Below are 23988 nucleotides of genomic sequence, written 5' to 3' on the forward strand. Positions count from 1 at the left end.
TTGGTAGAGCCACTTGGTAAAGCCAGTCGGGTGCCGCCATTCAACAAGCAGCCCACCTGGCAGGCCGTAAAGCCCGAGCTGGTTACCTCCACCCGGTAGCTGCCCGTACTCAATCCCAGCCGCGCCCCTTCGTGCAGCAGCTCGAAGCGGCTGCGGTCGATGGTGGTGCGCCCGCCGTTGGTAAGAATGCCCACCTGCCGGGTGCGGTAGGCCTCGTAGTCGTACTTGGGGTAGACGGAGCTGTCGGGCTGCACGTAGGTGTCGCCCACCACGTACAGCTCATGGGTCTGGTAGCGAATGCCGGCGGTCACCTCTTCGCCGCTGCGCAGGTCCTGGGCCAGGGCGTCCTGCACCTGCGCCGTCAGCGGCAGCCGGCTCCCTTGGCCCGGGTCCCAGGCCGGAAACTCAAACCGGTTCTGCAGCGACTTGAGAATACCCTGTTGCATGGGGTCGCTTTCGGCGCAGATGCCGGCCAGGTAGAAGTTTCGGAAGGTATTCTTTTCGGCCTGCAGGTCCAGGGGATTACCAGTGCGGATGATTTTGCCATAGATACCAAAGAGGGCATTTTCGAAGGTGTTGTCTTCGATGGGCGTAGACCGCACGTTCCCATCGACGGCGATATGGCGCAGGGCCACGTGCAGGCCGTCGTCCCAGGGCTTGGCAAAGCGGGCCGCGTCGCTATCGAAGGTGCAGCGAAGCACGTAATCACTGCTGGTAGAAGAGCTTTGCGCCCGGTTCAGGTCCAGGCTCTGGCGGTTGTTCCAGAACGTGGTGCGGTCAAAGCGGAAGTACGGCGGTGTGTTACCGCCGGCATCGTCGAATACGATGCCATTGGTGCTGTGCTCAACCCGCGTGTGCGGCTCGGCCTCTACGCCGCCCGCGTCGCTTGTTACTTCCACCTGGTCCCACATCTCGCCGCAGGCGGCCGTGATAGCAGCGCCCACCTGCAGCGTCAGGGTGGCCCGGTCGCGCAGCACCAGTCGGGCATTTTTGCCCATGAGCAGGGTGCAGCCCGGCGGCATCACGAATGCCCCGGAGCTGAACTCTACCGTGGCGCCGTCGGGAATATGGTAAAAGGCGTTCTGGTTGAAGGTGTAGCTGCTGTACGAGGGGTTCGTAAGCTCGTCCTGTATAAATACGACATCCCGTAGGCAGCAGCCGGCAATTACCTCTACAATAAAGGTGGTTGGCGCGCCACAGCCGCTGCTCACCGTATAGGCAGTGGTGATGCTGGGTGCCACGGTAATGCTGTTGGCGGTAGACGAAAGCACCTGCCCTCCGCTCCAGTTATACACCAGCCCATCGCCGCCGCTGGCGGTCAGGGTTACCTGAGCACCACGGCAGACGCTGTTGTCGCCGGCAATCACTAGTGGGGCACAGGGCAGCGCCGCGCAGGAGCCCACCGGTGTAGTGGGCACGCAAGAGCTGCCGTTGCCATAGGGGTCGGGTGTGCTGGAAATATACCCCAGAGGGCGCCAGCCCCAGGTTTTCATGCTGCCGTTGGTTTCCACGCTAGTAAACATCAGGCCGCTGCCTTTAATCTTTACGCCCGCGCTAAACGACGGGCCAGGGCCGGGAGCAGGCCGGTCCTGCTCGGTAGAGCAGGTACCAAAGTAGCCCAGGTCGTTGCTGCCCCACATCTTGGTGGCTCCTGTTGTTCCCGGGAGCACCGCACAGCTGGTATGTTCCGTGGCCGCGATATCTACAGCACCCAACGCCCCCCAGATTACCTGGGGGCTCGGCTGGTCGCTGTAGCTGCCGTTGCCCACGCTACCATACAAATTGTAGCCCCATCCATACACAAAGTTATTTTGCCCCAGCGCTAGTCCATGGCTAAACCCTGCCACAATCTTTATAACCGGGCTGGATGGACTGGGCATTACAATGGCCCCCGGGCCCAGAATGGCCCCAATGGCGGCACCTTGCCCCAGCTGTCCGTGCCCGTTGTAGCCCCAGGTATATACCTGACCGTTGCTGCACAACGCCATGACAAAGTCGGAGCCCGCATCAATGGCCGTAACCGGATAAGGAATGCCGGTTACCTGAGCAGGGAGGTAGCGGTTGGGCCCGCTGGCCCCGGTACCAAGCTGTCCCAGGTTATTACGGCCCCAGGTCCAGACGCTCCCATCGGTGCCCAATGCAACCCCGAAATCCAGCCCGGCCGCTACATCTTTTATCGCGGCCGGAAATCCGGCCACCCCGCTGCCTACCAGTGTTGGGGTCGCGGTTGACGTCACGGTGCTGCCGATACCCAGCCGGCCATTGCCATTGTTGCCCCAGGCCAGCAGCTGCCGCTGTCCCGGTATCTGTTCCTTAATGGCGAAGCTGGTGGCCGTGCCTACCGCCACACTGACGATGTTGGTAAGACCTACCCCAGAAAGAGTAGCGGGATAAGTAGTAGGATTCGCCAGGGGACCTAGCTCACCGGCTGAATTGGCTCCCCAGCCTTGTACGGTGCCATCCTGGCACACCAGCAGCGCATGGGAGCTAGGTGTTCCGCTACCACCCGGCTGGCTGGACTGTGCCTGGACCGCATGGCTGCTCATCATCCCAGCCAGCAGCACCAGCAAGCAGATAAAGCCGTGATAATGGGGGGGGGTAGCAAGGCTACCAATCGTAGTAAAACGTTTTTTCATGCAGCAAGAGAGAAAAGGTGAGCGGAACAGATGTATCGCTGCAATGGTAAGTAAAAACCAGCACTTTTCCTTCTATCCCGAGCGGCTTCCTGCATTAATATAACATAGCGTCAGGGAAAGGCTACCTGCCTCATTCCCATACGCAAGTACTGCCTCAGTTGCTGCTCCGCTGACCGAGCAGGCTTTCCGCGGCAACAGGCCGTTCCGCTGGCGCAGGTAGCCGGGCAGGCCCCGCCTCTACCCCACGCAAAAAGGCCCCCGTCCGGATACCGGACGGGGGCCTTATAACAAGCAGCAAGGGTCGGCACGGGCCCGGGCGGTGGTGGTAGAGTCATATACCCCGCCCTGGGCGGCGCGGCCCGCTGCCGCGCCGGCTTAGCCGGCCAGGGTGGCGCGGTGAGCCGTTATCTGGGCTATGAGGTCTTGGACCAGGGGCAGCTGCGGCGTGAGCAGGGCTTGCTCCAGCTCGCGCTCCACCAGCTTCTCGGGGCCTACGCGGCGTTGCCGCGAGAGCAGGGCATCGCGGCGGTCGGTTTTGATGCGCAGCTCGTCGCCCAGCTCGTCGCGCTCGCGGCCGGCGGGCAGGGAAGCCAGGGCCGGGGCCATGGCCGTGAGGTAGGTGTTGAGGCTGCTCAGCTCGTTGCTGATGCTGGTGGCCGTTTCGGTGGTGTTGCCCACGCTGCGGTCGGTGGTGGTGTCGCGGAAGCTGAGCGTGCCCAGCTTCTTGTTGGCGGCGGCCAGCACGGCGTCGCACTGGGCATAGGTGGTCAATAAACTTAGCGAGTAAGCCATGTCAGGTAGAATTTAATGGTAAACATTTGACGACTCGCCGCTAATGTAGCTATTGATTTTAATATTCCATCATTGCCCTGCCATACGATTTTGTCGACCGCTTTGAAGGGCAACATCCGAGCTAGTTTCGGGTGGGTTAGCGAACCCCAACGGGGTTCCGTAGCCCCCGTTTGCGGTATCCCCTAAGCCCTGCTCCAATACGGAACCCCGTGGGGGTTCGTCGTTCCAGGTGAACTTCCTGACCCCGGGTAGGCTGGCGCCAACCCGGGGCTAGACTATTGAACCCCGTTGGGGTTCTTCTACATGTACTGCTAGTATACCCCTTCGCTTCTGCCCTCATTCATCAAGCAGGGACTTATTGGACTTGTTGGATATGTACGGCGGACTCTGTGAGTCCGCGCGCCTGAATGCTAGTCCGTGCGAGCTCCCGGAGTCCGCGGTACGGGCAGCAAGGCGGCTTGCAGGGCGGCGGCTTCGGCTTCCAGGGCATGCAGGCGGGCCTGGGCCAGGACGTGCTGGCCGGGGCTGAGGGGCGGCGGGGCGGCCTGGGTATGCGTTTCCAGCCCGGCCAGCCAGTGCAGGTCGGCGGGGGGATTGGGCGTGGCCCCGGGCCAGCGGGCGGCGCTGGCGGCGTCGGGCAGCGCCGCCAGGGCCGGGCGCAGCACCGCTACGGCCCAGCGGCGGCGGGCGGCGTGCCGGGCCGGGTCATCCTCCTGTCCCAGCTCGTAGCGGGCTTTGGTGAGGAGGTAGCGGCAATGGTCCAGGCGCTTTTGCAGCAGCTGGGTATCGGCCGCGCTCAGCAGGGGCGAGTCGTGGCGCGCGGCGAAGTCGGGCGCGGCCGGGCCCAGCCCATCGGGCGGCGGCAGCTGCCGGGCCAGCACCCACAGTCGGTAGCGGGGCGCCTCGGCCAGCTCCCGGCGGCCCGCCTCTACATTGGCCAGCTGGGCACGGCTCACTCCAACAAACCGGGCCAGCTCGTCCTGGTTCAGGCCGAAGTGGGCCCGCACGGCTGCGGCCAGGGTTGGGGAAGGATAGCAAGGACGGCCCATAAGCACACAGGTGACATGAAAGGTGGGAAGCGCTTGAAACAAATGATGCAGAAATCCATCATTTGTTTCACCAGTGGGGGGCTCAGCGTTGAAACAAATTATATAAAATAAAATAATTTGTTTCAATGACGTGGGGGTGTAGCGCGGAATTTCATTCCGCGTTTCCGCACGGTTTCTGCCGCCCAAACGGCGCAGCGGCGCGGAATGGGATTCCGCGTTACGGCTTATCTCTACTTTGGCAGGTTCACTTTTTGAGCAAATGAGCGGCTAAGGCGGCACCGTTTTACCCCACCCCCGCCCCCTCCCCTCCGGGAGAGGGGAGCCAAACAACACCCAAAAACGGTAGAACGCACCCCTCCCCCAGAGGGGAGGGGCTGGGGGTGGGGTCCAGCGACAGGGCCACGTGCTAACCTGCCAAAGTAAAGTTATTTGGCCGGGCTGGTCCAGGGGCTGCCTGGCAGGCGGAAGCGCCAGGGCAGGGCGGCGGCTTCGGGGCCGGCATATTCCAGGCCCACGCGGGCACTGGCCACGATGTCGGCCGCGGCTACGGGCTCGTCGTGGTCGGCTAGCCAGAGCGTGGGGCCGGTGAGGGGCTGCCCGCTCAGGGCCGGGGTGATGCCCAGGGCCTGGCTGAGCACGCCGGGGCCGGCCGTGAGGCGACGGCCAGGCGCTGGCAGGCCGCGGCGGCGCAGCATCTCCTCCACCCCCAGCCGGGGCTCAATGGCCCGGATGAGCACGGCATCGGGGTGCGCCGCATCGTGGGTGGTGAGGTTGAGCAGGGCGTGGCCGCCGTACACGGTGTAGATGTAGGCGTGGCCCCCGGGCCGGTACAGCCCCCGCGCCTGCTGCCGCTTGCGCTGCAGGTGCAGGGCCAGGGAATGGTCGCCCTCGTGGCTATAGGCCTCGGTTTCGACAATGCGCCCGCCCGTGACCACGCCCCCGATGTTGGTGTAGAGGTGCTTGCCTAGCAGCTCCCGGGCTATCTGCAGCACATCAGGCCGCTGGTAGAAAGAGAGGGGGAGCATGTTGGGTGATGTGCTGATGTGCTGATTTTTTGATGTGCTGATGGTTTGATGTGCTGATGTGCTGATGTGCTGATGTGCTGATGTGCTGATGTGCTGTTAAAAAAGAACGTCATGCTGAGCGGAGCGGAGCGCAGCCGAAGCATCTTGCCCGCGGCAGTAATCCAATCGAAAGGGTTTACTCTCGTGGTAAAGATGCTTAGCCTACGGCTGCGCCTTCGCTCAGCATGACGTTCTTTTTTAACAGCACATCAAAAAATCAACACATCAAAAAATCAACACATCAGCACATCAAACCATCAGCACATCAGCACATCAGCACATCAGCACATCAAAAAATCAGCACATCAAACCATCAGCACATCAGGAAACCAGCCCTTTTTCCAGCAGGTACTCGGCAATCTGGACGGCGTTGGTGGCGGCGCCTTTGCGGAGGTTGTCGGCCACTACCCAGAGGTTGAGGGTGCGGGGCTGGGTGCCGTCGCGGCGCACGCGGCCTACCAGCACGGCGTCGCGGCCGTGGCTGTCTTTGGGCATGGGGTACTGGTTTTGCAGGGGGCTGTCGACCACCTCCACGCCGGCGGTGTGGCGCAGCTTCTCGTACACGTCCGACACCGAGAACTCCTCGGCAAACTGCACGTTGACCGACTCGGAGTGGCCGCCCATTACGGGGATGCGCACGCAGGTGGCCGTGACGCGAATGCCCTCGTCGCCCATGATTTTCTTGGTTTCGTTCACCATCTTCATCTCCTCCTTGGTGTAGCCGTTGCTTTCGAACACGTCGATGTGGGGCAGCACGTTGAGGTCGATGCGGTGGGGGTAGGCCGGGTCGGTCACGGGCTGGCCGGCGCGCTCCAGCATGAGTTGGTCGACGGCCTTTTTGCCGGTGCCGGTCACGCTCTGGTAGGTGCTCACCACGATGCGGCGCACGCGGTAGGCCTTGTGCAGCTCGCTCAGGGCCAGCACCAGCTGAATGGTGGAGCAGTTGGGGTTGGCAATGATTTTATCGTCGCGGGTAAGCTCGTGGGCGTTGATTTCGGGCACCACCAGCTTCTTGTCGGGGTCCATGCGCCAGGCCGATGAGTTGTCAATAACGGTGGTGCCCACTTCGGCAAAGCGCGGGGCGTGCAGCTTCGACACCGAGCCGCCGGCCGAGAAGATGGCAATGGCCGGGCGGGCGGCAATGGCGTCGTCCATGCTCAGCACGGGGTATTTCTTCCCCTGAAACTCAATCAGCTGGCCCACGGATTTCTCCGAGGCCACGGGCAGCAGCTCGGTGAGGGGAAAGTTGCGCTCGGCCAGCACGGCCAGCAGCTCGGTGCCTACCAGGCCGGTGGCACCTACAATAGCAAGTTTCATAAAAGACTGGAATAAGAAAGAAGCAGCGAAGCTAAGCCGGGCAGCCGACAATCCGGCCGGCGGCGGCTTCCGGCTCAAAAGCAGCACAACAACCGCCGCCGGCCCAAGTAGTTCCCCAAGCAGCCGCCCGGCATAGGAGGAATGTCGCTAAAAATGGATTACTTGGGGTTAAATACCCCTATATCCATTTTGCATCTACCCGGCTTGCTAATGAAACTATTCCTACTGCTTTTGCTGCTGCTTCCCACCCTGGCCCTGGCCCAGCTGCGCGACGACTTCGCCGACGGCAACTTCACGGCCAACCCCGCCTGGACCGGCGACGTGGGCAGCTTTCAAGTGACCAGCAACCAGCTGCAAAGCAACGGCCCCGCCGTGACGGGCTCCCAGATTCAGCTGGTGACGGCCTGCCAGGCCAGCACGGGCACGGTGTGGGAGTTCTGGGCCAACCTGCGCCTGGCCACCAGCTCCAGCAACCTGGCCGACGTGTGGCTCATGGCCTCGCGCCCCGACCTGCGCGACCCGCACTGCGCCGGCTACTTCGTGCGCCTGGGCGGCACCGCCGACGAGGTGAGCCTGTTTCGCAAAGACTCGGCCCGCAGCGCCACCATGCTCATCGACGGGCAGGACGCCACCCTGCCCGGCACCAACAACGTGGTGCGGGTGCGCGTCATCCGCAGCACGGCCAACCAGTGGAGCCTGGAGTACGACCTGGCCGGGGGCCGCAACTTCGTGGCCGAGCCTGCCTCGCCCATCGACGCCACCCACCAGCGCAGCGTGGCCCTGGGCGTGTCGCTGCTGTACTCCTCGGCCAACGGCCGCAACTTCTACTTCGACGACTTCGTGGTGAGCGACGCCACCGCCCCCCAGCTGCTGCGCGCCGTGCCCCTGAGTGCCCGGCAGGTGGACGCGGTATTCAACGAGGCCGTGGCCCCGGCCAGCGCCGGCAACGTAGCCGCCTACCGCCTGCAGGGCGGGGCCACGCCCGGCACGGCCCAGGTGCTGCCCCACAACCCCGCCGTGGTGCGCCTGACCTTCCCCGCCGACTTCGACGCCCAGAACGTGCTGGAAGCGCGCAACGTGGCCGACCTCTACGGCAACACCGCCGCCGGCCCGCTCACGGCCAGCTTTGGGGGCCCCACCTTGGCCCCGCTGCCGGGGGAGCTGGTCATCTCCGAAATCTTCGCCGATGAAACGCCCCAGGTGGGCCTGCCGCTGTCGGAGTACCTGGAAATCCACAATCGCACGGCCACCAAAACCCTGAGCCTGCGCGGCGTGCGCCTGAGCAAGCCCGGCAGCAGCACCGTAGCCGCCTTCGCCGACACCATGCGCCTGCGGCCGGGCGAGTACGCCATTGTATGCGCCAGCACGCGGGTGGCCCAGTTCGCGGCCTACAATGCCAAGGTGTACGGCCTCACCAACTTCCCCTCCCTCACCAATGCCGGCGACCAGCTGGTGCTGCGCAGCCGCACCGGCAGCACGCTGTTTGAGATAACCTACTCCGACACCTGGTACCGCGACGCCGTGAAGCGCAACGGTGGCTGGAGCCTGGAGATGATAGACGTGAGCAACGTGTGCGCCGGGGCCAGCAACTGGATAGCCAGCAACGACCCCAGCGGCGGCACCCCCGGCCGCGCCAACTCCGTGCGCGCCGTTAACCCCGACACCACGCCCCCTGCCNTTAACCCCGACACCACGCCCCCTGCCCTGCTGCGGGCCGAGCAGCTCAGCCCCACGCTGGTACGCCTGCACTTCTCCGAGAAGCTGGACAGCGCTTCGGCCGCCACCACCAGCCGCTACTCCCTGTCGGCGCCGGCCCCGGGCGTGGTGAGCGCCACGCCGGTGGGACCCGATTTCCGGGCCGTCGACCTGGCCCTGAACGGTACCCTCTCGCCCAGCCAGCGCACCACCATCACGGTGCAGATGGCCACCGACTGCGCCGGCAACATGAGCGGCCCGCTGCAAACCATCAACTTCGTGGAGCCCGCCGTGGCCCCGGTCCGGGGCGAGCTGGTCATCTCCGAAATCCTGGCCGATGAAACCCCGGTGCTGGGGCTGCCGGAGTCGGAATACCTGGAAATCCACAACCGCAGCGCCACCCGGGTGCTTAGCCTGCAGGGCGTGCGCCTGAGCAAGCCCGGCACGTCGGGCAGTGCCGTGTTTCCGGATACGGCCCGCCTGCGGCCGGGGCAGTACGCCATTGTGTGCGGCAGCACGCGGGTGGCCCAGTTCGCCGCCTTCAACGCCAGGGTGTACGGCCTCACCAACTTCCCTGCCCTAACCAACGCCGGCGACCAGCTGCTGCTGCGCGGCCGCGACGGCAGCACCCTGTTTGAAATAACCTACTCGGATAGCTGGTACCGCGACGCCCGCAAGAAAGAGGGCGGCTGGAGCCTGGAGATGATAGACGTGAACAACGTGTGCGCCGGGGCCAGCAACTGGATAGCCAGCAACGACCCCAGCGGCGGCACCCCCGGCCGCGCCAACTCCGTGCGCGCCGCCAACCCCGACACCACGCCCCCTACCCTGCTGCGCGTGGTGGCAGTAAATGCCACCACGGTGCGCCTCACCTTCTCCGAAAAGCTCGACAGCACGGCGGCCGCTACCACCAGCCGCTACTCCCTGACGGCCCCGGCTCCCGCCATCAGCAGCGCTGCCCCCGTGGGCCCCGACTTCCGGCAGGTAGACCTCACGCTGGCTTCGCCCCTGCTGCCCAGCCAGGGCGCCAGCCTGCGGGTGCAGATGGCCACCGACTGCGCCGGCAACGCCAGCGGCCCCCTGCAAATAGTCAACTTTGCCCTGCCCGAAGCGGCCGTAGCCGGCGATGTTGTCATCAACGAAGTGCTGTTCAACCCCCGCACCGGCGGGGTGCGCTTCGTGGAAGTGCTCAACCGCAGTACCAAGTACGTGAGCCTGCAGGGCCACCAGTTCCTGCGGGGCCGGGTAAACGGCCGGGCCACGGCCACGCCCATCACGCTGGAGCCCCTGGTGCTGGCGCCGGGCCAGCTCCTGGCTTTCACGCCCGGCATTGAGAATATTCAGCTCAACTACCCCACCAGTCACGAGCTGGCCAACCTGTACCAGGTCGCCTCCCTGCCCGCCTTCGCCAGCACCGTCGACACGGTGCTCCTGCTCAACGGCCGCGGCATCGCGCTCGACCAGCTGGCTTATAGCAAAAACATGCACCTGGCGCTGCTAACCACCCAGGATGGCGTGTCGCTGGAGCGCATCCGGCCCAACGGCCCCACGCTGCCCAGCAACTTCCACTCGGCGGCCAGCACCGTGGGCTATGCCACGCCCGGCCGGGCCAACTCCCAGGCCCAGGACACGCCCGGCGGCAACCAGGACCTGAGCGTTGACCCCGAGGTATTCACGCCCGACGACGACGGGCAGCAGGACTTTACCACCCTCAACTTCCAGCTCGACCAGCCCGGCTACGCCGCTTCGGTAACCGTGTACGACGCCCTGGGCCGCCTCACGCGCCGCCTGCTGCGCAACGAAACCCTGGCCACCAACGGCTTCGTGCGCTGGGATGGCCTGGACGAGCGCGGCCGCAAGGCCAGCGTGGGCTACTACATCCTGCACGTGGAGCTGTACCGCCCCGGCGGCGGCGAAAAGCGCGACTATAAAAAGACCGTGGTGGTCGGGGCGCGGTTCTAAGGTGCCCTTGGTTGGGTGAAAAGTGAAGAGGTAGCTGATGATGGCGCGGGGCTCGTCCCAAAGTGCCCTGCGGAAATGGCGGATGTAGAGACGCAACCGAAGGTCAGCGCAGCTAACATTTTGCGTCTCGGCGTTGAACGACCCGGCAGATTGAGCAGATGGCCCAGCCCCGGTTCTAACGGCGCGGTCCCGGAGACGCAAAATGTTAGCTGCGCTGACCTTCGGTTGCGTCTCTACTTCGTTCAGGTCTCGCAGACCATTTCGCGAAAAGTATAACTACCACCAACTCCCCCACTAAACCCGGGCCCGGCTTTTCCATCGAAGGGCCATGGACAGCACCCGGCAACTACAGCACCTTTACTGGCGGGCGGGCTTTGGCCCCCGGCCGCAGGACCTCACGGCGGGGCTTAGTCCGCGCAAAGCCCTGCGGCAGCTGCTCCGGGACTCCGAGAAGTTCGAGCCGCTGCAAGTGGCCGCGCTGCCGGGCAGCGCCGAGCCCACCATGGCTGCGCCTGCCCCGGGTGCGGCTCCTCGCAGTGAGCAAACCCCGGAGCAGCGCAAAGCCCGCCGGCAGGCCGCCCGCGACGCTTACCGGAGCATGAGCACGGCCTGGATGCGCCGCATGGCCGAGTCGCCGGCCCAGCTGCGCGAGAAGATGACCCTGTTCTGGCACGGGCACTTTGCCTGCCGCGTAAGCCAGCGCCCCGAGGCGGCCCTGCAGCTGCACAACACCATGCACCGCCTGGCCCTGGGCAAGTTTCCCGAGCTGCTGCTGGCCGTGAGCCGGGAGCCGGCCATGCTGCAGTTTCTCAACAACCAGCAAAACCGCAAGCAGCAGCCCAACGAGAACTTCGCCCGCGAGCTGATGGAGCTCTTCACCCTGGGCCGGGGCCACTACAGCGAAACCGACGTGAAGGAGGCCGCCCGCGCCTTTACCGGCTGGGGCTACGACGACAGCGGCAGCTTCCGGTTTCGCGCCCGGCAGCACGACGACGGCCTGAAAACCTTCCTGGGCCACACGGGAAACCTGACGGGCGAAGACGTGCTGCGCATCCTCCTGGAGCAGCCGCAGGTGGCCGTTTTCCTGACCACCAAAATCTACCGCTTCTTCGTCAACGACCAGCCCAGCCCCGCCAGTATCGAGCCCCTGGCCGCGGCTTTCCGGCAGAGTGGCTACGACCTGGCCGACCTGCTGGAGCGGCTGTTTTCGGCCGACTGGTTTTACGAGCCCGCCAACATCGGCACCCGCATCAAGTCGCCGGTGGAGCTGCTGGCCGGCATGCGCCGCAGCCTGGGCGTGCGCTTCGAGCAGGAGCAGCCGCTGCTGGCTTTGCAGAAAGCCCTGGGGCAAACCTTGTTTATGCCGCCCAACGTGGCGGGCTGGCCCGGCGGCCGCAGCTGGATAGACTCTTCCTCGCTGCTGCTGCGCCTGCAGCTGCCCACCGTGCTGTTTCGCAATGCAGCCTTTGCCGTGGCCCTGAAAGACGACGACAACGACCTCAGCCCCAACGCCAGCCTGGCCGAGCGCAGCATCGGGGCCGCGCCGGACGCCCGGCTGGCCCTGGCCCCGCTGCAGGCCCTGCTGGCCGGCACGCCCCCGGAAAAGCAGGCCGGCCGGCTGGCCGGCTTCCTGCTGCAGGTTCCCCTGCGGCCCGAAGCCCTGGCCCTGGTACAGCAGCAAGCCCGGGCAGCCGCGCCACCAGAGACACTGCGCAATACCCTCATCGGCCTGCTAAGCCTGCCCGAGTACCAGCTAGCCTGATAGCACGACAAGCTCCCCTCCTTTTTTAAAGAGGGGACGCCAAGCCGACAGGCCTGGCTGGGGTGGTTAACGTCGTTGAACGATACCCGAACGATTAATACCCAACGACACTCCAAAGCCCTGACGACGTCCACCACCCCCGTTTCAGCCTGCGGCTGAAACATCCCCTCCTTAAAATAAGGAGGGGAGTTTTTTCGCTTTTCTTACCCTTCTCCGCTATGCAACGCCGTAACTTCCTCCGCACTTCCGCCCTGGCCAGCAGCTTGCTGCTGGTGCCCAAGCTGCTGCACGCCCTCGACCACGGCTCCGGTCTGAGCCGGCTGCGCGACGCCGGGGGGCGCCGCCTCATCGTGGTGCAGCTGGGCGGGGGCAACGACGGGCTGAACACCATCATTCCCTATAAAAACGACTTGTACTACCAGGCCCGGCCCACCCTGGCCATCCGCGAAGCCGAGGGCATTCTGGCCCTGGACCAGGACCTGGGCCTGCACCCGGCCATGCGCGGCCTGAAGGGCCTGTACGACCAGGGCCAGGTGGCCATTTTCAACAGCGTGGGCTACCCCAACCCCGACCGCTCGCACTTCCGCTCCATGGACATCTGGCAAACCGGCTCGGCCGCCGGCCAGAGCCTGAGCACCGGCTGGCTGGGCCGCTTTCTCGACGCCGACTGCGCCGGCTGCTCCCATTCCTACAGCGCCCTGGAACTCGACGACACGCTCAGCCTGGCGCTCAAAGGGCAGTCCCGCAAAGGGCTGGCCCTGAAAAACCCCGACAAGTTCCGGCAGCTTACCAAAAGCCGGGCCGTGGCCGCGGCCACCCAGGCCCACCCCCACCACGAGCCCCACAGCGAGGTAGACTACCTCTACCAGACCCTGGCCGAAACGACCTCCTCGGCACAGTACCTCTACGACAAGGCCCGAATCTATAAGTCGCCCACGGCCTACCCGGCCTCGGAGTTCGGCAAAAGCCTGAAGACCACCGCCGAGCTGATTAACTCCGGCGTGGAGTCGCGGGTATTTTACCTGGCCCTGCCGGGCTTCGACACCCACGTGCGGCAGCAGGAGCAGCACCGCCGCCTGCTCACCGACCTCTCCGATGGCCTAGCAGCCCTGGCCGCCGACCTGCAGCGCAGCGGGGAGTGGGCCAACACCCTGGTGCTGGTGTTTTCGGAGTTCGGGCGCCGCGTGCAGCAGAACGCCAGCAACGGCACCGACCACGGCACGGCCAACAGCGTGCTGCTGCTGGGCGGCAGCCTCAGGCAGCGCGGCATCCTCAACGCCGCCCCCGACCTGGCCAGCCTCGACCAGGGCGACCTGCGCCACCAGGTCGACTTCCGCGGCATCTATGCCACCATCCTCAAAGACTGGTTGGGCGGCGATGACGCAAAAATTTTAGGCGCTGACTTCAAGCGGGTTACAGGCTTCGTCTAGCTTATAGATTTTAGCTCGGCAATATCCTTTTGGAAAAGCTGGTCGTAAAGGCAGACATCTTTCCACATTCTTTCCACCTTTAATCTACCTTCCCAATGAAAGCCATATCCCCCACGCTGCACGGCGTAATCGACTACCTGACGGTAGGCTTCCTGGCCCTGGCGCCCACCATTTTCGACCTCGACGGCACGTATGCCACGGTGTGCTACATCCTGGCAGCCGGCTACCTGGTAATTACCCTGCTCACCAACATGCCGCTGGCTATAATGCGCGCCATTCCCTTCAAGGTGCACGGCCGGCTGGAGCTGATTAGCGCCCTGGCCCTGCTGGCCTCGCCCTGGCTGTTCGGCTTCGCCGACGACAACGAAACCGCCCGTAACCTGTTTGTAGGCCTGGGTGTGGCCTTCCTCGGCACCTACTTCCTCACCGACTGGAACGCGGAAACCCACGCGGCCAACAACCACAACCACGGCCGTACTATCACGGGCAAAGGCCCGCAGATGGCTTAACCATTCTGAGTAAGATTTTTAAGCCCGGCTTCTGAAAGGAGGCCGGGCTTTTTTATTGAGCCCGCGCCATCACGCCTCCTGCGCGACACAAGTCGGCAAGCCTGCCCGCTTCATTATGTTATTCTAAACAAAAACCTTAGCTTGCTGGCCTATCTATCCATAAAAAGTCTGCCATGCCGGCCCCCGACGCCCCTCTTTACCCACTTAGCCCAGCGGCCGTGCCGGCAGGCTTTACCCAACCCAGCGGCCGCTACAAGTGGCTGGTAGCCGCCATGCTGGTAAGCATTGTGCTCTTTATTGGCTTGTACCTGGCTTTGCTGGCCGGTGCCGTCGGGCTGGTATACCTTACGCTTACTCTCCATTTTGAGAGCTATGGCCTCTGGAGCGGCCTGTTCCACCTGGGCTGCATTTTGGCGGCACTCATGCTGGTAGTCTTTCTGGTGAAAGCCGTATTTAAGCGCAGCCCCTCCAACGGCCTTGCCGAGCACCCCCGCCTGACGGCCGAGGCCCACCCGGCTTTGTTTGACTTCGTGCACCGGCTGTGTGCCGAGGTGGGCGCCGCCCAGCCCAAGTACATCTGCGTCAGCTCCGAGGTGAATGCCGCCGTCTTCTACGACAGCTCCCTGCGCAGCCTGTTCTGGCCCACGCGTAAAAACCTGCTCATCGGCCTGGGTTTGGTCAATGGCCTCAACCTGTCGGAGTTCAAGGCCGTGCTGGCCCACGAGTTCGGCCACTTTGCCCAGCGCAGCATGCGCCTGGGCAGCTACGTGCACACCGCCAGCCGCCTGCTGCACGACATGGTGTACGAGCGCGACAAGTGGGACGAGATGCTGCTGCAGTGGCGCGCCCTCGACATCCGCCTCTCGGCCGGCGCCTGGCTGATTTCGGGGCTGGTGTGGGTGGTGCGCAAGCTGCTGGAGCTGGCTTACCAGGGTATTCACTTGGTGCACGCCTCGCTGTCGCGGGAGATGGAGTTTCAGGCCGACCGCGTGGCCGTGCGCCTGGCCGGCTCCCGGGCGATGTGCGACGTGCTCTACCAGCTGGAGCCGGTCAGCAATGCACTGGCTTCGGCCACGCAGCAGCTGGGCCTGGCCCTGGAGCATGGCCTGGCCACCGACGACGTGTTTTTCCACCAGTCGCGCTACCTGCAGGAGCAGCTGGCGCTGCGCCCGGCGCCGGCACCCGCCGCGGCCGGGCAGCCCCTGCGCCGCTTTGCCCCCGACGAGCTGCGGGTGTCGGCCATGTACGCCAGCCACCCGGCCGACTACCTGCGCGAAGAGCAGGCCCAGCGCGTGTTTATCGACGGCCCCAGCGACGACCGCTCGCCCTGGCTGCTCTTCCGCCAGCCCGAGCAGCTGCGCAAGCTGGTTACCCGCACCTTGTACCCGGCCTTTGAGCCCGGCACCGAGCCCGAGGTGCAGCCCGCCGCCCAGGTCGAGGAGTTTCTGGCGGCCGAGCGGGCCGAGCTGGAGTATGCCGCCCATTATGCCGGCACCTACGACAACCGCTTCGTCACCTTGTTCAACCCCCTCGAGCTGCAGCGGCTGGCCGATGAAGCCACCCTGCCGCCCGGCACCCTGGCCGAGGCCCGCGCGGCCCTGTACGGCCCGGAGCTGCAAACGCGCACCGCGGCCCACAGCACCCGCCTGGCCGACCTGCAGAAGCTGGCCCTGTTTCAGCAGGGACTGGCTAAAAGCCCCACCTTCGTGGTGGCCGGCACCAGCTACCCGGCAAAAGAAGCGGCAGCCGTTGCCGCCCGCCTCGAGCAGGACTGCGAAGGCCACAGCAGCTGGCTCGCGGCATTCGACCAGCAGGTGCTGGCCGTGCACTGGCGCATGCTGGCCAGCCAGCCCGAGCGCCGTGAGGACTGGCTGGCGCGCTTTAGCTTTCACTACGCTATTCAGCGGGCGTCGCGGGCCGTGCGCGAGGCCCGGGCCAGCGCCGGCCAGGCCCTGCAGGAGCTGGAGCAGCGCGGCGACCTGACGGAAAAGGACGTGGCCAGCTACAGCAGCCGCTTCGAGCAGAGCCGCATGGCCCTGGAGCATGCCTTGCTGGAAGCCGGCCCGGTACCTATGCTGCCGCTCACCCACCTCAGCCGCTTCGCCACCCTGGCCGAGTACGCCCGGCATGACCTGACACTCCCCGGCCCGGCCCAGTTCAACGGCGACTGGATAAACAGCTTTTTCGCCGTCCTCAACACCATGGAGGAGCGGTTGCGCCGCGTCTACTTCAAAAACCTGGGCGTGCTGCTGCGCCTCGAAGAAGACCTGGCTGCGGCGCATACGGTGCCCGTAGCCGCGGTTAGCCCGGCTCTATCGGCGGTGTAACCCTTATTGTATAGAACAATTGGGTGGATAAGCGGCTTCCCTTAAGCCCGGCTCCGGCAAAACAAGCCCGGCTTCTCTACGGAAGCCGGGCTTGTTCTTATACTTATTGCGAAGTGGTTTGCGAAAAACGAACGATGTAGAGACGCAACATTTTGCGTCTCCGGGGCTGCGCCGTTAGCACCGGAACCGGGCTAACTGCCCGTTCTGCTGGGTCGTTCAACGACCAGACGCAAAATATTAGCTGCGCTGACCTTCGGTTGCGTCTCTACTTCCAGCAGATGGCTTGCGCAATTCGCCTTGTGAGGAGGTTAATACACCATTCAGCCCCTGTAAAGGCACTTTGGTTTTACCTCGCTAGAACAATTAGTAGCACGAAAGCGAATACACTGTTGATGGGCGCCATACCTGGCCCACGACAGCATTTCACCCCCGTTTACTTTTCCGTTCATGAAGCGTATTTACCTTGTTGGTCTCGCCCTGGCGGGGAGCCTGCTCAGCGGCTGTGCATCCATTGTGAGCAATACCCGCTGGCCCGTGACCATCAGCAGCACGCCTGCCGGAGCTACGGTCACCGTTCTGGGCCGCGACGGCCTGGAGGTGTTTTCCGGGCCTACCCCCGCTGCCGTGCTGCTGAAGTCGGGCGCCGGCTACTTTCAAAAAGCAAAGTATACCCTCAAGTTTACCATGCCCGGCTACGAGCCCAAGACCATGAACCTGGAGGCGGACATAAACGGCTGGTACTTCGGCAACCTGTTTATCGGCGGGCCTCTCGGCCTGCTGATAGTAGACCCGCTTACCGGGGCTATGTTCCGCATCGACCAGCGCGAAGTGCAAGCCAGCCTGACCCAGGCCCAGGGCCTGCACCTGCCCTATACCGACGTCAACGGCCTACAGATTGTGTCTATTACGGACATTCCCAGCACCGAGCGTCATTTGCTTATTCCAATTAACTAGCCTGGCTTTTCTCCCGTCAGGTGCTGGCCGGGAAAACAAGCTCAGCCCCCAAACACCGACCCGGCCAGGGCCAGCACGGCGCGGCGGGTTTCCTCGGCCTGCTCCAGGTAGGACTGGTGCCCGCTGCCTTCCAGGAACAGGGCGTGCCCGGTGCAGGGCATGGCGGCCTGCTTCACGGCATCGTCGAAGGGCACGGCTACGTCGTGCTTGCCGGCCACCAGCAGGATGGGGTACTCGGCCTCCTTCAGCACCTTGGTGCGCTCGGGGCGGGCCGCCATGCCGCGCATGGCCCCGGTAATGGTTTCCACGGGCGTGGCCTTGCCAATTTCCTCCAGCAGCAGGCGGGCTTCCGTCAGCCGGTCGCGGTTGTGGGGCGCAAACAGGGGGCGCACGAAGCTTTCCATGAACTTCTCGATGCCATGGCGCTCCACGAAGCTGATGTTTTTCTCGCGGTTGGCCTTTTTCTCCTCGGTGTCGGCCAGCGCGGTGGAGTTGATGAGGGCCAGGCCCGCCACCCGCTCGGGCCAGCGCTCGGCCAGGGCCAGGGCCACGTAGCCGCCCATGCTGTGGCCCACCAGCAGCACCGGGCCGGGACAGCCCTTCTTGTTCAGGTAGTCGATAACGTAGCGCGCCTGGGCCTCCATGGTGAAGTCGGGCACGGCGGCCCGGTTGGTGCCATGCCCGGGCAGGTTGGGCATCAGCAGGCGGTAGGTATCCGGAAACGGCCGGGTGAAGCCGGTCCATACCTCGCGGCTTTCGGCAAAGCCGTGGAGGAAGACGATGGTGGGCGGGGTGGAAGGTGCAGCAGCCATAATGCACAAAAGTAGGGGCCGGGGCCGGCTGCGCCGCCATGCCGCCAGAGTAGTAAGTGGCCGGCTGGGTGCCCCTTGCCCGCTACTTGCTCAGTAATTCAGCTCGTATACCCGCCGGAACTGCTGTTCGATAATGAAACCCGGCGTGCTGCGCATGATGAGGTCGCGCAGCACGCCGGGGGCCTGCTGCAGGTAGCCTACCCGGCCCAATAGGCGGGAGGTACGCTGCACATGGGTGGCCCGGGCCCAGCGCAGCTGCTGCATCGCCGCGAAGGCCTGCTCCGCGCTGGGCTCGCGCTGCAGGCACTGCGCCAGCACGTAGGCATCTTCCACGGCCTGGCAGCCGCCCTGGCCCATGTAGGGCGTAGAGGCGTGCGCGGCATCGCCAATCAGGCACACTTTACCCCGGCTCCAGCTGGAAATGGGGTCGAAGTCGGCTATTTCATTGCGAATGATGCGGCTTTCATCGGCCTGGGCCAGAATATCGGGAATGGGGTAAGCGAAGCCGGCAAAAAGCCGCTGCAGGCGCGCTTTGAGCTGAGCCCGGTCCTCGCCGATACTATCGGCAGCTACCACCGCAAACCAGTCGACCAGCCCATCGGCAATTTCCGAGAAGCCAAACCGTACGCCCCGCCCCCAGGCCTCCATAATGACCTGCTTATAAGCCGGCCGCAGCTGTATGGGCGTCATGCCCCGCCACACCAGGTGGCCCGTGCTGCGAAAGCGCACCTCCGGAAACAGCTGCCCGCGGACAGGGGAATGAATGCCGTCGGCGGCGATAACGAAAGCCCCGCGCAGGCTGCTGCCATCCGTGAAGCGCACGGTAACTTCCTCTTCGTCTTGCTGCAGGCCTGCATACTCTCTGGACAGCAGCACGGTCTGGGAGTCCAGCTCGCCCAGCAGAATATCCTGCAGCACTGCCCGCCGGATGGCCGTAGTGGTAAAGCCGAACTGCTCCCGAATCCGCTCCTGGTTGGTGCGCAGCAAGGGGCGCAGGCGGGCATCCACAATCTGAATGTCGCGTAGGGGTACGCCCCCGGCATTTACCCGCCCGGCCAGGCCCAGGCGGTCGAATACCTGCATGGCGTTGGGTGCCATCCAGATGCCGGCCCCGAGCGGCAGTATCCGGGGGGCGGCCTCGCACACCTGCACGGCCAGGCCGCGCTGCTGCAGCGCAATGGCCGCGGTAAGCCCGGCAATACCGCCGCCAATAATTAAGCCGGGAAGCTGCATAGCAAGCACATGTCTGGCCCTAAAAATACAGCATCCGGCTGCTGCGCTACCGGCGGCGCCTGGCGGGGGCTGCTGGCGCCGGGGCCGCGGGCGCGGGGACTGGCGCCTCCTCCACCTTCACCACGGGCTGCTTGCTCAGCACCTTGCCATCGGCCGTTTCGAGCTGGGCCACGAAGGCGGTGCCGCTGGGGTAGAGGTGGTTGAAAAACAGCTGCATCCTAAAGCTGCCCGGCGGCAGGTACTTGCGCTCCAGAATTTCCTCTACCAGCGTGCCATCGGTGAGGCGCACCCGGATGCGGGCGTTACGCGTCAGGTTTTTCACCTCAAACGGGAAGTTGAACACCACTTTCTCCGGCTCCGTCACTTGTTCCGACGTATTGGCATCGACCTTCACTTCCTTCAGCACCTGCCCGCTGGGGCTCAGCAGGCGGATGGTATACACCGGCGTCTCATCGATGTCGACAATGGAGTTCAGCCCTACCGTGTAGTGCACCACGCCGGGCGTGAGGCGGCGGTCTTTGAGCAGCTCATACATCTCGCTGCCGTCGGTATCGTACACCTTCAGCGTGGCCACCTGGGCCGTGGGGCTGTGGTAGAGCAGGGTAGCCCGCTTGCTGAAGGTCTTCACCGACGGGCGGTTGTCGTTGCTGGCGCGGGCCCGGGGCACGGCCCGGCCCGTCACCTTCCCAATATAGGCCAGCACGTTTTTGGCGCCGCGCAGCAGCTTGGAGTCCACGCTTACCTCCCGCAGGCTGCCGCCGTCCGACAAGGACCACACAAACATCTGCCCGTAGTATTCGGCCAGGCCGGGGTACTTCTGCAGGGAGTCGCCCAGGGGCTGCAGGCCTTTGCCGGCCAGGCCCTGCAGCGCATAGCCGCCATTCTCCCGGGGCGAGTAGTCGTGCTGCTCCATGCAGAAAGCCCACAGGGGCACTTCCTTGCTGGCCCCGGGCGCCAGCACCAGCAGCTTCTGCTCGAAGGTGAAGATGTCCTGGGCACCGGCATCGTCGGCGGCAAAGTGCAGGCCCGGCGGCACCCGCAGCTTTAGCTCCTGCCCGGTGAGGTTGGTCAGAACGCAGCGCAGCTTGTCGGGCCCCAGGCCCAGGGCCCGGGCTTCTACCTTCACTTTCTGCTGGCTCTGGGCCGTCAGCAGGTTAAGGGGCGTCACGGGCCCGGCCTGGGCGAGGCGGGCCAGGAGCAGAAAAACGACGAGCAGTAAGGAGGCTTTCATGGGCATCAGGCTTTGGGGTTTGTGCAACGCCGCTGGCTGCCGTTGTAGTATGCCGGGGCGGGCAAGCCTTGCTGATGCAAGCAGGGAAAAGTACAACAATGCTGCGCTGTTACACTTAACGCGAAGTGGCTTGCGAAAACGAACAATGTAGAGCCGCATCATTTTGCGTCTCCGGTACTGCGCCGTTAGCACCCGAGCCGGACCACCTGCCCGTTCTGCTGGGTCGTTCAACGACCAGACGCAACACGTTAGCTGCGCTGACCTTCGGTTGCATCTCTACTGCCAGCAGAGGCTTGCGCAATTCGCCTGGTGAGGATTTAAGGAAGCCGCAAAACCCTGGGCAGCAAGAGCGGCAAGCCAAGCTGAGCCTGCTGTGTAGAACAGTATAGACCTAAACGCAAAAAGCCCCACAGCATAAGCGGCGGGGCTTTTTGTTAAGTAATTGGGCTTTGAGTCCCTCCTATCCTGCTTACGGCAGCTCGGCGCCGGTAAAGGTGCCGGTAACCTCACCTATCACCGGGAAGGTAACCCGGAAGCTGCCGTTGGCGCGCTGCGACTGCGTACTGTAGGTGGTAGTGCCGCTCGCGGCGCTGCCGCTGTTGCCATCCAAGGCCGCTTCCAGGGTGTTGGTGCTGTAGGGCTGGGCAGTGCCGTTCTTGCTGAAGCTTAGGGTAAGCACCTTGCCGCTATTGAGCTTGCCAATGATTTCCATAGCCGCCGCGCTGCTTTGGTAGTTGGCACTGGTCACCAGCGCGTCGCGCAGCTCGTAGCTGGGGGCACCGGCTTCCGACACCATCACTCTTACCGGCCGGCCCACGGGGGGCGTAGCGGCCGGCTTGGGCTCGTCCTTACTGCAGCTGCCGAGGACGGCTACCAGCGCCAGGGCGCCAAAGGTGTTTTTCAGATTCATAGAGCAAATATCGTTTAGCATGAATGAGCTGGTGGGCACAGGCCAAGGCCCGGCGGCAGTAGGAGCCGGCCAGCAATGGCGCTGTGTGGAGCTAACACCACTTCCTTGTTAAACGTGCACGCTGACGGATTTTGCCGCCACCCGGGCCCCCATTTCCCGCACGGCCTGGGCAATGCCGGCCGCGTCGAAGCCGCACTCCTTGTACAGCTCGTCCTGCGAGCCGTGCTCTACTATCCGGTCGGGTATACCCAGGCGCTGCACCGGCAGGTGTAGGTTGTGGTCGGCCAGGAACTCCAGCACAGCCGAGCCGAAGCCGCCCTGCAGGCATCCGTCTTCCACGGTCACGATGGCGCGGTAGCGGCGGGCCACGTCGCGCAGCATCTCCTCGTCCAGGGGCTTGCAGAAGCGCATGTCGTAGTGCCCCGTGTCCAGGCCTTCGGCCAACAGCGCTTCAGTAGCCTTCACGGCATAGTTACCGATGTGGCCAATGCTGAGAATGGCCACGCCGCCCTCGGCCCCCTCGCGCACTACGCGGCCCGTGCCGATGGCCAGGCGCTGCAGGGGCGTGCGCCACTGCGGCATCACGCCCTCGCCGCGCGGGTAGCGGATGGTGAAGGGCCCCGCATTCTCGGGCAGCTGGGCCGTGTACATCAGGTTGCGCAGCTCCTGCTCGTTCATGGGCGCGGCCACCACCATGTTGGGGATGCAGCGCATATAAGCCAGGTCGTAGCAGCCGTGGTGGGTGGGCCCGTCGGCCCCGGCGAAGCCGGCGCGGTCGAGGCAGAACACCACGTGCAGGTTTTGCAGGGCCACGTCGTGCAGCACCTGGTCGTAGGCGCGCTGCATAAACGAGGAGTAGATGTTGCAGAACGGCACCAGGCCCTGCGTCGCCAGGCCCGCCGAGAAGGTCACGGCGTGCTGCTCGGCAATGCCCACGTCGAAGGCGCGGTCGGGCATGGCCGCCATCATGATGTTCAGCGACGAGCCCGAGGGCATGGCCGGCGTCACGCCCATGACTTTGTCGTTGGCCTCGGCCAGCTCCACCAGCGTGTGCCCGAATACGTCCTGGTACTTGGGGGGCTGGGGCTTGTCGGGCACCTTCTTGTAAATCTCGCCCGTGATTTTGTCGAACAAACCCGGGGCATGCCACAGCGTCTGGTCTTTCTCAGCCAGCGCGTAGCCCTTGCCTTTCACCGTTACGCAGTGCAGCAGCTTGGGCCCGGGAATGGACTTGAGGTCGTTGAGGATGGTGACGAGGTGCTGCACATCGTGCCCGTCTACCGGGCCGAAGTAGCGGAACTTGAGGGCTTCGAACAGGTTGCTCTGCTTGAGCAGGGTGGCCTTCATGGCCGCCTCCACCTTGCGGGCAATATGCTGGGGGTTGGGCCCGAACTTGCTGAGCTTGCCCAGCACGTTCCACAGCTCGTCGCGCACCTTGTTGTAGGTGCGGGAGGTGGTGATGTCGGTGAGGTATTCCTTGAGCGCGCCCACGTTGGGGTCGATGCTCATGCAGTTGTCGTTGAGGATAACCAGCAGGTTGGAGTTGGCCACCCCGGCGTGGTTGAGGGCCTCGAAGGCCATGCCGGCCGTCATGGCGCCGTCGCCAATCACGGCAATGTGCTGCCGGTCCTTCTCGCCCTTGTAGTCGGAAGCCACCGCCATGCCCAGCGCGGCCCCGATGCTGGTGGAGCTGTGCCCTACCCCGAAAGCGTCGTACTCGCTTTCGCTGCGCTTAGGAAAGCCCGACATGCCGTGGTAGCGGCGGTTGGTAGGAAACCGGTCGCGGCGACCGGTCAGAATCTTGTGCCCGTAGGCCTGGTGGCCCACGTCCCACACCAGCTGGTCGTAGGGCGTATTGAACACGTAATGCAGGGCCACCGTCAGCTCCACTACACCCAGGGAAGCGCCAAAGTGCCCCCCGTAGATGCTGACGGAGTCGATGATAAACTCGCGCAGCTCCGTACTGAGCTGGACTAACTGCTCGGGGCTGAGCTTTTTAAGGTCGTCGGGCGAATTAATCGCCGCCAGGAGCGGGCCGGGTTCAACTATCATCGGGGCAGGCGTCGGTGAAATGAGACGGTATACAACCGCCTGGCCGGTAAAAAGATTGTAAGGCCGCCGCAAAGGTACGAAACCCAAATGGGAGCGGTTGTCAGCGGTGCTATAAGTTAAAAGTCACGAATGATGAGTCGGACAGCACGTTAGGCAAAGAGGGAGCGGATGTTCTCAGACCACCCTAAGCAGGCCGGCAGGCGGCCGCCCACAAAGGCCCAGGCAGTATGGGTATCTGCTCAATGCCTTCTTC

The 23988-nt window shown here is 64.3% G+C and carries 16 protein-coding genes; 6 read left to right on the plus strand and 10 right to left on the minus strand.

Going from position 1 to position 23988, the window contains the following annotated elements; genetic code table 11:
* The 5 genes from ABD919_RS04160 to ABD919_RS04180 all read right to left on the minus strand — a co-directional run.
* A partial coding sequence (locus ABD919_RS04160) for an RCC1 domain-containing protein (RefSeq protein WP_345234069.1) occupies positions 1-2636 on the minus strand: 2636 nt, incomplete at its 3' end.
* A gap of 375 nt (positions 2637-3011) precedes the next feature.
* On the minus strand, positions 3012-3428 hold the full coding sequence (locus ABD919_RS04165) for a hypothetical protein (protein WP_345234071.1): 417 nt from the start codon (positions 3426-3428) through the stop codon (positions 3012-3014).
* Between the two features lie 410 nt (positions 3429-3838).
* A complete protein-coding gene (locus ABD919_RS04170; protein ID WP_345234073.1) occupies positions 3839-4477 on the minus strand; it encodes a helix-turn-helix domain-containing protein in 639 nt (212 codons plus the stop codon).
* A gap of 425 nt (positions 4478-4902) precedes the next feature.
* Positions 4903-5502 carry a DNA-3-methyladenine glycosylase gene (locus ABD919_RS04175; protein ID WP_345234075.1) on the minus strand — a complete coding sequence of 200 codons (600 nt, stop codon included), beginning with the start codon at positions 5500-5502 and terminating at the stop codon, positions 4903-4905.
* Positions 5503-5862: 360 nt separating this feature from the next.
* The gene (locus ABD919_RS04180; RefSeq protein WP_345234076.1) at positions 5863-6858 is read right to left on the minus strand and encodes an aspartate-semialdehyde dehydrogenase; all 996 of its coding nucleotides are present in this window, start codon (positions 6856-6858) and stop codon (positions 5863-5865) included.
* 1551 nt (positions 6859-8409) lie between these two features.
* Here ABD919_RS04180 and ABD919_RS23935 point away from each other — a divergent pair.
* From ABD919_RS23935 to ABD919_RS04210, 6 genes are all read left to right on the plus strand, one after another.
* Complete coding sequence (locus tag ABD919_RS23935; RefSeq protein WP_425556396.1) at positions 8410-10515, plus strand: lamin tail domain-containing protein; 2106 nt, start codon at positions 8410-8412, stop codon at positions 10513-10515.
* A 328-nt stretch (positions 10516-10843) separates the two neighbouring features.
* Positions 10844-12277 carry a DUF1800 domain-containing protein gene (locus ABD919_RS04190; protein WP_345234080.1) on the plus strand — a complete coding sequence of 478 codons (1434 nt, stop codon included), beginning with the start codon at positions 10844-10846 and terminating at the stop codon, positions 12275-12277.
* Positions 12278-12495: 218 nt separating this feature from the next.
* Positions 12496-13707, plus strand: coding sequence for a DUF1501 domain-containing protein (locus ABD919_RS04195; protein WP_345234082.1), 1212 nt, complete (start codon positions 12496-12498; stop codon positions 13705-13707).
* Positions 13708-13802: 95 nt separating this feature from the next.
* The gene (locus ABD919_RS04200) at positions 13803-14216 is read left to right on the plus strand and encodes an SPW repeat domain-containing protein (protein WP_345234083.1); all 414 of its coding nucleotides are present in this window, start codon (positions 13803-13805) and stop codon (positions 14214-14216) included.
* A gap of 173 nt (positions 14217-14389) precedes the next feature.
* Positions 14390-16543 (plus strand): M48 family metallopeptidase, encoded by a 2154-nt coding sequence (locus ABD919_RS04205; RefSeq protein ID WP_345234085.1) that lies wholly within the window; start codon positions 14390-14392, stop codon positions 16541-16543.
* A gap of 447 nt (positions 16544-16990) precedes the next feature.
* Positions 16991-17497 (plus strand): hypothetical protein, encoded by a 507-nt coding sequence (locus ABD919_RS04210; protein WP_345234087.1) that lies wholly within the window; start codon positions 16991-16993, stop codon positions 17495-17497.
* A gap of 41 nt (positions 17498-17538) precedes the next feature.
* Here the strand turns inward: ABD919_RS04210 and ABD919_RS04215 are convergent, their stop codons facing one another.
* The 5 genes from ABD919_RS04215 to dxs all read right to left on the minus strand — a co-directional run bounded on the left by ABD919_RS04215 (position 17539) and on the right by dxs (position 23735).
* Positions 17539-18309 carry an alpha/beta fold hydrolase gene (locus ABD919_RS04215; RefSeq protein ID WP_345234088.1) on the minus strand — a complete coding sequence of 257 codons (771 nt, stop codon included), beginning with the start codon at positions 18307-18309 and terminating at the stop codon, positions 17539-17541.
* A gap of 90 nt (positions 18310-18399) precedes the next feature.
* Positions 18400-19542 (minus strand): FAD-dependent monooxygenase, encoded by a 1143-nt coding sequence (locus tag ABD919_RS04220; RefSeq protein WP_345234090.1) that lies wholly within the window; start codon positions 19540-19542, stop codon positions 18400-18402.
* Between the two features lie 46 nt (positions 19543-19588).
* Positions 19589-20773: a hypothetical protein gene (locus ABD919_RS04225; protein ID WP_345234092.1), complete on the minus strand. Its 1185-nt coding sequence runs from the start codon at positions 20771-20773 to the stop codon at positions 19589-19591.
* A gap of 469 nt (positions 20774-21242) precedes the next feature.
* Complete coding sequence (locus ABD919_RS04230; RefSeq protein ID WP_345234094.1) at positions 21243-21683, minus strand: hypothetical protein; 441 nt, start codon at positions 21681-21683, stop codon at positions 21243-21245.
* A 108-nt stretch (positions 21684-21791) separates the two neighbouring features.
* On the minus strand, positions 21792-23735 hold the full coding sequence (gene dxs, locus ABD919_RS04235) for a 1-deoxy-D-xylulose-5-phosphate synthase (protein ID WP_345234096.1): 1944 nt from the start codon (positions 23733-23735) through the stop codon (positions 21792-21794).
* Between the last annotated feature and the right edge of the window lie 253 nt (positions 23736-23988).

The organism is Hymenobacter saemangeumensis (assembly GCF_039541835.1).
Taxonomy (GTDB): Bacteria; Bacteroidota; Bacteroidia; order Cytophagales; family Hymenobacteraceae; genus Hymenobacter; species Hymenobacter saemangeumensis.